This window comes from Streptomyces sp. WELS2 (assembly GCF_013870595.1).
GTDB lineage: Bacteria > Actinomycetota > Actinomycetes > Streptomycetales > Streptomycetaceae > Streptomyces.
In genome coordinates this window covers 1-11,039 of the sequence record NZ_JACBWZ010000144.1, presented here as the reverse complement: position 1 = coordinate 11,039, position 11,039 = coordinate 1, and the positions used below count along the sequence as shown (strand labels likewise).

Here is an 11,039-nt window from a genome sequence, read left to right as displayed (position 1 = left end):
GCGGGCACCATGCGGGCCGCGTACCCGGCCAGCATCGCCCACAGTGTGCCGCCCATCGCCCCGGCCAGCAGCCGCGCCACGACGGTGAGCGGGTACGACGACGACAGCGCCACCAGCGCGTTGCTCAGGGCGAACCCCAGCAGCGCACCGCACAGCACCGGCCGCCGGGGCAGCCCCCGCAGCGCTGCGGTGACTGGAACGGCGGCCACGAAGGAGGCCGCGGCGTACGCGGTGACGAGGAAGCCGATCCGGGACTCGGCGACCCCGAGCGGGGGTGCCATGGCGGGCAGCAGGCCGGCCGGGAGGAGTTCGGTCAGTACGGCCGTGAACGCGGCCGAGGACAGGGCGAGCAGCCCGGACCACGGCAGGCGACCGCCCTTGACCTGGGAAGACGGAGTCATGCGACCATGGTGGAAGCTTCACATCAGTGTGAGGGTCAAGCGCGGGAGGCGGGAGGCGCCATGCGCATCGGTGAGCTGTCCCGGCGCACGGGCGTCGCCCCCCGGCTGCTGCGCTACTACGAGGAGCAGGACCTGCTGCACCCGGACCGCGCCGGCAACGGCTACCGCAGCTACCCGGAGTCCGCGGTCGCGCTGGTGGGGCAGATCCGGGGCCTGCTGGACTCCGGGCTGACCACCGGGATGATCCGCGCGCTCCTGCCGTACCTGTGCGGGCCCGGCCGTCTCGTGCCGTCCCCGGAGAACGTGCCGCCCGGGACGGCCGCCCTGCTCCAGGAGCACATCGACCGCATCCAGGCCCGCATCGACTGCCTGGCCCGCAACCGGGACCGGCTCACCGCCTACCTGGCGTCGGTACGGCCGGACGGCGGCTGACCTTGCCGGCGCGGCCGGCGCGTCGCGTCGCCCATGCGCCGCCGGCGGTGATCCGGCGCGCTCCCGCCGATGCCGGAACCCTCTGTTCAGCCGCCCTGGTCGCCATGTACATTTCAGCCAACCGACGCGCGGAGGACACCCCAAGCCGGTTCTACGCGCGCAGACTTGGCGCCCGCACCGCCTCTCCCCACCCTTCACGGAGGTTCGACGGATGCTCGGACGGAAAAGATCCCGCCGCGGCACCACCGCCCTGGCCGGCGCGGCGCTGCTGCTCACCGCGGTCGCCGTACAGACCGGCACCGGCACCCCCGCCCACGCGGCGGCCACCCACCGCGTGCTGTTCGACAACGCTCACGCCGAGACGGCCGGCAACGCCGACTGGATCATCTCCACCAGCCAGCCCGACCCGCTCGGCCAGGACTCCTCCCCGTCCGCCGAGACCGACTGGACCGGGGCCCTGTCCTCCTGGGGCGTCGCGCTGCAGAAGACCGGCGGCTACAGCCTGAAGACCCTGCCGCCGGGCTCCGGTCTCGGTTACGGCGGCACCTCCGCCACCGACCTGTCCAACTTCGACACGCTGGTCCTGCCGGAACCCAACACGCCGTATACCAATGCTGAAAAGTCAGCAATCATGAACTTCGTCAAGAACGGCGGCGGACTGTTCATGATCTCCGACCACACCGGAGCCGACCGCGACAACGACGGCTACGACGCGGTCGAGATCTTCAACGACCTGATGACCAACAACGGCGTCGACTCCACCGACCCGTTCGGCTTCTCCGTCGACTCGCTGAGCATCGGCTCCGATCATCCGGCCGCGATCAGTGACGGCACCGACCCGGTGCTGCACGGCTCCTTCGGCACCGTCACCAAGAGCCTGATCGCCAGCGGTACGACCGCCACCCTCAAGCCCGCCGACAACCCCGCCGTCAAGGGCCTGCTCTACCGCACCGGTTACTCCGGGAACACCGGCGCCTTCTTCGCCACCAGCACCTTCGGCAGCGGCCGGGTGGCCTTCTGGGGCGACAGCTCCCCGGTGGACGACGGCACCGGACAGTCCGGCAACACCCTCTACGACGGCTGGAACGACACCACCGCCACCAACGCCGCCCTCGCGCTCAACGCCACCGAGTGGCTGTCCGGCGCGGGCGGCACCGGCACCGGCGGCGGCTCGACGAGCTGCACCGCCGCCCAGCTCCTCGGCAACAACGGCTTCGAGTCCGGCAGCACCGTCTGGACCACCACCAGCGGGGTCATCACCAACTCCACCGGCCGGACCGCCCGTTCGGGCTCCTACTACGCCTGGCTCGACGGCAACGGCACCGCCACCACCGACACCCTCGCCCAGTCGGTGACCCTCCCCGCCGGCTGCGCGGCCAGGCTGACCTTCCAGCTGCACGTGGACACCGCCGAGACCACCACCAGCACGGCCTACGACACACTCAAGGTCCAGGTCCTGAACGGCTCCGGGACCGTGCTGCGCACCCTCGCCACGTACTCCAACCTCGATGCCGCCACCGGCTACACCCAGCGGACTTTCGACCTCGGCGGCTACGCCGGGCAGACCGTCACGCTGAAGTTCACCGGCACCGAGGGCTCCAAGTACCAGACCTCGTTCGTCGTGGACGACACCGCGCTCGACGTGAGCTGAACCGGGCCCGGGGGCGGGCCGTCGTGCGGCTCCGCTCCCGCCCCGTCAGCCCGCCGGGACCGTCGTCTCCGGCGTGTTCCAGCCGGAGACGCGCACCCTCGGTGCCGAGCCGCGCAGGCCTGCCGTCCGGTAGGTGGCGGTCAGCGTCACCGACTCGCCCGGCCACAGGCTCACCTGGTTGTCCGACCAGCGCACCGGCAGCACCGGCCTGCCCTCCGGGCCGACCACGTCGACGTCCGTCAGCAGTGCCGGAGTCGTCCCGCGCCCGTGGTGGCGCAGGGTCACCCTCGTGGTCGACACGCCGTCCGACGCGCGGGTGACCGCCGTCGCCGTCACCGGCACCCGGGCCATCGAGGCCAGCCCGGTCAGGTCGGCGTACTCCGTCGTCGGGGTGTAGTACCAGGTGGTGTCGCTCCAGTCGAGGGTGTCGGGCCGGGTGGAGAGCCAGTACACGTTCCGGCTCACCTCCCTGCCGTCCGCGTCCGTCAGCACCAGCCGCAGCAGATGGGTGCGCGCCGGCCCGCCCACCGAGGGCGGCAGCGTCAGCGCGGTGGCATGCGCGCCGCCGCCGTCCACCGCCACCCCGCCGGCGCTCCGGTCGAAACGGCGCGTGCCGTCGGGATCGAACAGCGTGGCCCGCGCGGTGAGGCCCCGGACGCGAGCGGTGCGGTTGTTCACCACCACGACGGAGCGGTCGTCGTAGGAGAACTGCACGTGCAGCGGCTCGTTGGCCTTCTTCGCGCCGAAGTAGGCGCCGTTCTGATCCAGGTAACGGTCCGTCAGCTGCCAGTGCAGCGAGGGCCAGCCGCTGTTGAACATCCAGTGCACGACACCGGTGGCGGGCCGGTCGCGGTCGGTCGCGTTGCGCCGGTACGACTCGAACTGGGCGCGCACGGTCTCGTACTGGGCCAGCTGGGCCTTGCGCACGTAGTCGGCGAGGCCCGTCGGAGCGCCGTAGCGGCCGGTGAGTGCCTCGTCGTAGATCTTGAGCGTGCCGAAGGTGAGGGACGGCGAACGGTGGTACTGCCGGGCGCCCGGGTCCTTCCAGAGGGTGTCCAGTTCGGCCGGTGTCATCATCCGGCGCAGTGTGTCCAGGGTGGGGATGCTCGGGCCCGCGCTGGTCTCGGAGTTGAAGCCGGTGGCGCCGCCCTCCCGCTTGGCGTACCAGTAGGCGGGCGGCACCCAGTCGTAGGGGCCCGTCATCTTCATGCCCGAGTCGCCGAGCCGCGGGGAGGAGGTGTCGGACGCGGCGGGGACCACGGGGACGGGCCAGTCGGCCGCCTTCAGCGCGTCCAGGTAGCCCTTCTCGATCGTGGCGTCCGGCGCGGCGTCGCTGCCGATCAGGAACGACAGCACGCTCGGGTGGTCGCGCAGCCGGGCGGCCTCGGCGGCCATGGACGCCCGCGCCACGGTGTGGTCCGCGTCGGACCACGGCTCGCCGGATCCGTTGGGGTTGACGTCGCCCTCCCACTTGTCGCAGCACTCCCAGCCCGGCAGGGCGAGCACGCCGTAGCGGTCGGCGAGGTCGAAGAACTCGTCCGGTTCCAGATGGCCTTCCAGGCGGATGGTGTTCAGGCCCAGGTCGAGGGCGTACCTCAGGCGGTCCTCGGTATAGGCGCGGTCCCAGCGCAGGAACTCGTCCGGGGACCAGCCGCCGCCCCTGACCAGCAGGGGACGGCCGTTGACGCGGTACTGGCGGGCGCCGTCGGCGTTCAGCGGGGCCCGCACGTCCCGGATGCCGAAGCTCTCGTGCGCGGTGTCCGACGGTGTGCCGGCCACGGTGGCGGTGAGGTCCAGGGCGTACAGCGGCTGTCGGCCCATGCCGGCCGGCCACCACACCTCGGGTCGGGTGAGGTGCAGACCGGGGACGTCGGCGGGGGAGAAGGAGAGCGTCCTGGACTCGTGCGCGCCGAGCGTCACCGTCCGGCCGAACCGGATGTCGCCGACGCTGCCGGTGACCCGCGTGGTGACGGCGGAGCCCGTGTCGTTGCGGACCTGGGCCCGGACCGTCAGGTCGGCGGTGGCGAGCGAGGGCACCGCCAGCTTCGTGACCACGTGCGCGTCGCGCAGCGCGACCGGGCCGCCCCGGCGGACCAGGACGTCGCGGACCAGGCCCATGTTCCGGTCGGGCGGCGGCTGGAGCCAGTCGAGCCAGCCCATGGTCAGGTCCCGGTTCGGCTCGTTGGGCCGTACCCGGAAGGCGACCGTGTTCGTGCCCGGCCGGACCAGCGAGGTGATGTCCAGTTCATGGCGGGTGTAGGCGCCGGCGACCCGGGAGGCCGGTGCCACCAGCCGGCCGTTCACATAGACGTCGGCGGCCGAGACGACGCCGCTGAAGTCCAGGAAGGTGCGGCGCGCGGTGTCCTCGACCGCGAAGTCCGACCGGTACCACCACGGCACCTCGAAGTCGGCCCGCGGGATCTGCCGCTGGCTGGTGGAGCGGAACGGGTCGGGGTACACGCCGTTCGCCAGCAGCGCGGCCAGCACGGTGGAACGGGGACCGGCCGGGTACCAGTTCCGCGCCGGGTAGCCGGGGGAGGACACGGCCGCCGCCGGGTCGCCCACCTTCGCGGCGGACTGGATGACATAGCCGGACAGCGGGGTGCTGGTGCCCGCGGCGGAGGGGACGGGGGTGATCCGGTCCGGCCGGTGGGGCTCGGTCGCCTCCCCGCGGCCGGCCCAGGCACCGGTGGTCAGGGCGCCGCCCAGGGCGAGAAGCGCCGCGGCGGCCAGGGGGAGCCGGCGGGTGGGGCGAGGGAACACGGCGGTCTCCAGCCTCGTAAAGTTAGGAAACTTTACTAACCTGAGTCACGCTAGGTCGCGCCCCGGACACTGTCAACGAGCCTCGCGGAGACCGGCGCAGGCCGCCGCCGGCTTGGGCAGGATCGTTTCGCCATCGTGTGTATGACGGTAGGTCAGCAACCGCCGGGTGCGTCGGACGCCCGCCGTGTCAGGAGGCCCCATTGTCCGGTAGCCCGCCACCCACGGGTGGTTTCGTCCGCCGTGTCGGCCTGTTCCAGGCCACGGCGATCAACATGAGCCAGATGTGCGGCATCGGCCCGTTCGTGACGATCCCGCTGATGGTCGCCGCGTTCGGCGGCCCGCAGGCGGTCACCGGGTTCCTCGCGGGCGCGGTTCTGGCCCTGTGCGACGGCCTCGTCTGGGCCGAACTGGGCGCCGCCCTGCCCGGCTCGGGCGGCAGCTACGTCTATCTGCGCCAGGCCTTCCGGCACCGCACCGGCCGTCTGATGCCGTTTCTGTTCGTGTGGACGGCCATGCTGTTCATCCCGCTGATCATGTCCACGGGCGTGGTCGGCTTCGTCCAGTACCTCGGCTATCTCGCCCCCGGTCTCGGGCAGACGGCCGGCGACCTGGCCGGGCTCGGCGTCATCGCCCTGGTGGTGCTCCTGCTCTGGCGCGGCATCGAGCACATCGCCCGGATCACGGCCGTCCTGTGGACCGTGATGATCGCCTCCGTACTGCTGGTGATCACCGCCGCGGCCACTCACTTCAGCCCACACATGGCCTTCACCTACCCACAGGGCGCCTTCAATGTGATGAGCGACCACTACTGGCCCGGTTTCGCCGCGGGCCTGACCATCGGGATCTACGACTACCTCGGCTACAACACCACCGCCTACATGGGCGCCGAGATCAAGAACCCCGGCCGGACCCTCCCGCGCTCGGTGCTCTTCTCGATCCTCGGTGTCATGGCGATCTACCTGCTGCTCCAGATCGGCACGCTCGGCGTGGTCGACTGGCACCGGATGACCGACCCGCGGGACATCGCCTCCACCTCGGTGGCCTCCGCGGTGCTGGAGGACACCTGGGGCGGGCCGGCGGCGGACACGGTGACCGTGCTGATCCTCGTCACCGCGTTCGCCTCCGTCTTCACGGGCCTGCTCGGCGGCTCCCGGGTGCCCTACGACGCCGCCCGTGACCGGGTTTTTTTCCGCGCGTACGGCCGGCTGCACCCCAGGCACCGGTTCCCGGTGTCCGGCCTGGCCACCATGGGTGTGATCACCGCCGTCGGCTTCCTGGTCGGCCGCCACACCGACCTCGCCACCCTGATCCAGCTGCTCACCACGGTGATGGTGATCGTGCAGGCGCTGGCCCAGATCGTGGCGCTGACGGTACTGCGCCGGCGCCGGCCGGACCTGCCCCGCCCCTACCGCATGTGGCTGTACCCGCTGCCGAGCGTCCTCGCCTTCACGGGCTGGTGCGTGATCTACGGCTATGCCGACCACAACTCCCCGGGCCGCCACCCCATCGAGTGGTCCCTGGCCTGGCTGGCCCTGGGCTGCGTGGCCTTCCTGGGGTGGGCGCGGCACGAGAGGGTCTGGCCGTTCGGCCCCAAGGAGACCGGCGAGGACATCGGCGAGACCCACAACGCCCTTGAAATGAGCTAGGTTACGGACATCACCTCCCCGGCCGGATCGCGATCCGTCGGGGACGCTCTCGTTCATGACCGAGAACACGACCGAGACGTTCACGACCGAGAACACCTCCGAGAGCATTTCCGCCGACACGGCCGGGAACACGAGCGCGGACCTCGCCGTCCGCCCCGCGACCCCCGACGACCGGCCCGCCGTGGAACGGCTGTGGCTGATGTTCCGCCACGATCTGTCCGAGTTCCGGGGCGTCCTGCCCGCCGCCGATGGCGGCTTCCGGAGCGAATGGGTGGCGTCCGCCTTCACCGACCCCGGCTGGGCGCCGTACCTGCTGGCGTACGGCGACCGCCTCGCCGGGCTCGCGTTCGTCCGCGGTCTCGACGGCCCGGTACGCGTGCTGAACAGCTTCTTCGTGGTGCGCGGTGCCCGGCGCCGGGGCATCGGGCTGCGGGCGGCGCGTGAGGTGCTCACCCGGCACCCCGGGCCGTGGGAGATCGCCTACCAGGAGGACAACCCCGCCGCGGCGCGGTTCTGGCCCCGGGTCGCCGGGGATCTCGCCGGTGACGCCTGGACCCGCGAGCCGCGCCCGGTGCCGGGCCGGCCGGAGCTGCCGCCGGACGTGTGGATCTCCTTCACGGTGCCGGCCCGGCCCGACGCGGACCTTTGACAGCGGACGATCGCCTCGCCGCCTTGGGTAACCGATCGGGCCGTACGGGGACATCCTCCGGCTGACCGTCACCATGACGGCCTGACCGGCGAGGGCGAGGGCCCCGCCGTCGCGTCCGGCCGGCCGTGCTGTCCAGCCTCAAGCCGCGAGACCGGCCGGCCCCCGCCGCGGGAGCCGTGGCGGAGGCCGGCCCGCTGACCGGGGACAAGGGGAGGCCGGTCCGCTTGGCGGGCCGGCCTCGTCGTTCTTCTTCCTTACCGATCTCCTCGTCTCCTTTCCTCGGTCTTCTCCTTCGTGGTCCGGGGGTCCGGGGTCCGGGCTCCCACGGCCCGGGCGCCGTGACCCTGGTTTCCGCGGCCTCGGTCCGCGGCCCGCGTGCTACGGCCTCGGAGTACTCTTCGCGGCCGTCCCGGCGCACACCAGTCCGAGGACGAGGGCCAGGGCTCCGATGACGATGTTGTTGACGACGACGCCCGTGTCCGGGCGGCTGCCCACGATCCACGGGGCGATGATCATCCAGATGCCCATGGCACACATGGCCCAGCTCAAGCCGTACATGCGCTCGGGTGCCCGGGTGAATCCCAGGGCCAGCAGGCCGATCGCCACGCCCACGATCAGATTGTGGGTGACGAGGGCGGGCTGGCTCGCCGTGTAGTGCAGGATCCACGGGGACGCGGCACAGTACAGGCCGAGCAGGAACACCGGCCCGTCCACGAGCGCCACATCACGACCACCGAGTACGCGGGCGTAGCGGTCCCGCATCTCGGAGACATCGGGGTGGCTCGAGATGTCACCCCTGTGCAAGTCGGCCATGAGTCGTCTCCTTTGACCTCGCAGGCCGAGGCCGGGCCAGGTCTGGTCCGGCGCATGGCGAGTGCACCGTATGCCCCTATTTTGCCCTTATTGCCGGCTTATGTGTAGAGGGTGGGGAGGGTCCGGTGGAACGGCCTCGGGGTGGCATGTTCGCGCCTATCGGGGGCAGGTGGATCGGTACAAGCCGTACATTCCACGGCGCGTCCCGTTCGGGCCGGTGAACAAGGAGGTGGCCGCCGTCATGAGTGCGAGGGTGCTGGAGCGTTTTCCCGCCGGGGCTCCGCGTGGTTCCTGGCCCGCGGAGGAGTACGCCGCCGCCCGACGTGCCGAGGGTGAACCGGCGACCGTGGTGATGGATCTGAAGTCGGACGCCTTCCTCGTGGTGGTCGAGGGGCGGGAGGAGGACGGCGGGGCCTGAGGGCCGGCCGTCCGCACCCGGCCGCCGCGGGACTGGCCGCGGCGGACGTGGAACCCGTGGTCCGCGATACGAGAACGGCCGCGATCTCCTTGACTGTCCTCGCGGGCTGCTGCCACGATCGATGGCATGACCATGCGACTGGATCTCACGCGGCGACGCCATGTCGATCTCGCACGCGTCTCCAGCGCCTCCTGTCGCGCAGCGGCCTGATCCGCCCGCCCTTTCCTTCTCCTCCGGGCCCCGGCGCGGCCGAACTCCCTTTCCCTTCACCGGATTCGGCTGCCCCGGCGTCCCGTCGAGCGATTCCGTAACAGGGGTTCCGCGTGCCCGGCTCGGGAGGCGGTGCTCCCGTCCGCCTTCTCCCCGGGCGCCCCGCTCGCGTACGGCCGTCCGGCGCACCCCAGAAACGAGACACCCATGGCCACCGTCCTGTCCGTCTCCGGCAGCCCCTCCGCCTCCTCGCGCACCAGCCTCCTGCTGCGCCACCTGGACCAGCGGCTCATCGCCCAGGGCCACGAGGTGATCCCGCTCGACGTCCGCACCATCCCCGCCGACGCCCTGCTCGGCGCGGACTTCGGGCACCCCGCCATCGTCGAGGCCACCGGGCTGTTCGCCCGCGCCGACGGTGTCGTGGTCGGCACACCCGTCTACAAGGCGGCGTACTCCGGTGTCCTCAAGGCGCTCCTGGATCTGCTCCCGCAGTACGCGCTCACCGGCAAGACGGTGCTCCCGCTGGCCACCGGCGGCTCCACCGCGCATGTCCTCGCCATCGACTACGCCCTGCGGCCGGTGCTGAACTCCATGGGTGCCACGCACATAGTCCAGGGCTGGTTCACCCTCGACAAGGACATCACCGTGCGGGACGACGGCTCCCTGACCGTCGCACCGGCCACCGCCGAGGCACTGGGGCACGTGGTGGACCAGTTCGCCGCCGCCCTGGACCGCGCGCCGGTACTGGCGGCGGCGACCGCGGGCTGAGCGGCCCGACCACCCCACGGACACAAGCGATCGGAGACCCCGTGTCCCTCACCTTCCACTGGTTCCTGCCCACCAACGGCGACAGCCGCGATGTCGTCGGCGGCGGCCACGGCACCCCGGCGACCACGTCCGGCCGGGACCGGCCCCCGACGGTCGCCTATCTGAGCCAGATCGCGCGCGCCGCCGAGGACCTGGGCTTCGTGGCCGCGCTCACCCCGACCGGTGCCTGGTGCGAGGACGCCTGGCTGACCACCGCCATGGTCAGCCAGCACACCGAACGGCTGAAGTTCCTCGTCGCCTTCCGGCCCGGCCTCGTCTCGCCGACGCTCGCCGCGCAGATGGCGGCCACGTTCCAGCGGCAGACCGGGGGACGGCTGCTGCTCAACGTCGTCACCGGCGGGGAGAGCCGGGAACAGCGGGCCTACGGCGATTTCCTCGACAAGGACGCCAGGTACCGCCGTACCGGCGAATTCCTGCACGTGGTGCGGGAGTTGTGGGAAGGAAAGAGCGTCGACCTGCACGGGGAGCACCTGCGGGTCGAGGAGGCGCGGCTCGGCCGGTTGCCCGATCCGGTGCCCGAGGTGTACTTCGGCGGCTCCTCACCGGCCGCCGGCGAGGTCGCGGCCCGGTACGCCGACGTGTACCTCACCTGGGGGGAGCCGCCCGCGCAGGTCGCCGAGAAGATCGCCTGGATCCGCGGGCTCGCCGCCGCGCACGGCCGTACCCTCCGCTTCGGCATCCGGCTGCACGTCATCACGCGGGACACGGCGGCGCAGGCCTGGGCGGAGGCGGACCGGCTGCTCGACGGGTTCGACCCCGAGACCGTACGGGCCGTCCAGGAGGGGCTCGGCCACAGCGAGTCGGAGGGGCAGCGGCGCATGCTCGCGCTGCACGGCGGCAGCCGCGACGGCCTGGAGATCCACCCCAACCTGTGGGCGGGGATCGGGCTGGTGCGGGGCGGCGCGGGGACCGCGCTGGTCGGCAGTCACGAGGAGGTGGCCGAGCGGATCAAGGAGTACCACGCCCTCGGCATCGACGAGTTCGTCCTCTCCGGCTATCCGCACCTGGAGGAGGCGTACTGGTTCGGCGAGGGCGTACTGCCCCGGCTCGCCGCGCAGGGGCTGTGGACCCACCCCGACGGGCGAGCGTACGCCGCCGCCCCGGAGGCACCGGTCGCCATCTGACCGGCCGAGCGCGTTCCCATGGGGAGGCGGGGCGGGCGCGCCTGTCAGGTGTCGCGTTCCCCGCCGTCCGCCGGCGCCCCGCCCAGGGCCCGCAGATGTGCCTC

11 protein-coding genes are annotated in these 11,039 nt (G+C 72.0%); 8 read left to right on the top strand and 3 right to left on the bottom strand.

The window, feature by feature from the left end:
- On the bottom strand, window positions 1-401 hold a 401-nt coding region (locus tag H5J33_RS11960; protein WP_181794882.1), incomplete at its 3' end, for an MFS transporter.
- Window positions 402-461: 60 nt separating this feature from the next.
- On the opposite strand from H5J33_RS11960, the gene H5J33_RS11955 reads away from it, so the two are divergent.
- Together H5J33_RS11955 and H5J33_RS11950 are read left to right on the top strand one after the other, a co-directional pair.
- Window positions 462-833, top strand: a complete 372-nt coding sequence (locus H5J33_RS11955; protein ID WP_181794881.1) for a MerR family transcriptional regulator — start codon at window positions 462-464, stop codon at window positions 831-833.
- A gap of 211 nt (window positions 834-1,044) precedes the next feature.
- Window positions 1,045-2,484, top strand: coding sequence for a hydrolase (locus H5J33_RS11950; protein WP_181794880.1), 1,440 nt, complete (start codon window positions 1,045-1,047; stop codon window positions 2,482-2,484).
- 45 nt (window positions 2,485-2,529) lie between these two features.
- Here the strand turns inward: H5J33_RS11950 and H5J33_RS11945 are convergent, their stop codons facing one another.
- The gene (locus H5J33_RS11945; RefSeq protein ID WP_181794879.1) at window positions 2,530-5,247 is read right to left on the bottom strand and encodes a glycosyl hydrolase 2 galactose-binding domain-containing protein; all 2,718 of its coding nucleotides are present in this window, start codon (window positions 5,245-5,247) and stop codon (window positions 2,530-2,532) included.
- Between the two features lie 200 nt (window positions 5,248-5,447).
- Between H5J33_RS11945 and H5J33_RS11940 the strand changes: the two genes are divergently transcribed.
- Window positions 5,448-6,893 carry an APC family permease gene (locus tag H5J33_RS11940; RefSeq protein WP_181794878.1) on the top strand — a complete coding sequence of 482 codons (1,446 nt, stop codon included), beginning with the start codon at window positions 5,448-5,450 and terminating at the stop codon, window positions 6,891-6,893.
- Between the two features lie 199 nt (window positions 6,894-7,092).
- Window positions 7,093-7,542: a GNAT family N-acetyltransferase gene (locus tag H5J33_RS11935; RefSeq protein WP_258565023.1), complete on the top strand. Its 450-nt coding sequence runs from the start codon at window positions 7,093-7,095 to the stop codon at window positions 7,540-7,542.
- 378 nt (window positions 7,543-7,920) lie between these two features.
- On the opposite strand, the gene H5J33_RS11930 is transcribed toward H5J33_RS11935, so the two are convergent.
- Window positions 7,921-8,355: an SPW repeat protein gene (locus H5J33_RS11930; protein ID WP_181794876.1), complete on the bottom strand. Its 435-nt coding sequence runs from the start codon at window positions 8,353-8,355 to the stop codon at window positions 7,921-7,923.
- Between the two features lie 241 nt (window positions 8,356-8,596).
- Between H5J33_RS11930 and H5J33_RS11925 the strand changes: the two genes are divergently transcribed.
- The 4 genes from H5J33_RS11925 (at window position 8,597) to H5J33_RS11915 (ending at window position 10,935) form a co-directional block, all read left to right on the top strand.
- Window positions 8,597-8,773, top strand: a complete 177-nt coding sequence (locus H5J33_RS11925; RefSeq protein WP_181794875.1) for a hypothetical protein — start codon at window positions 8,597-8,599, stop codon at window positions 8,771-8,773.
- Between the two features lie 126 nt (window positions 8,774-8,899).
- Complete coding sequence (locus H5J33_RS38660) at window positions 8,900-8,983, top strand: putative leader peptide (RefSeq protein ID WP_350710819.1); 84 nt, start codon at window positions 8,900-8,902, stop codon at window positions 8,981-8,983.
- 207 nt (window positions 8,984-9,190) lie between these two features.
- Window positions 9,191-9,751, top strand: coding sequence for an NADPH-dependent FMN reductase (gene ssuE, locus H5J33_RS11920; protein ID WP_181794874.1), 561 nt, complete (start codon window positions 9,191-9,193; stop codon window positions 9,749-9,751).
- 41 nt (window positions 9,752-9,792) lie between these two features.
- Window positions 9,793-10,935 (top strand): LLM class flavin-dependent oxidoreductase, encoded by a 1,143-nt coding sequence (locus tag H5J33_RS11915; protein ID WP_181794873.1) that lies wholly within the window; start codon window positions 9,793-9,795, stop codon window positions 10,933-10,935.
- Window positions 10,936-11,039 lie beyond the last annotated feature (104 nt).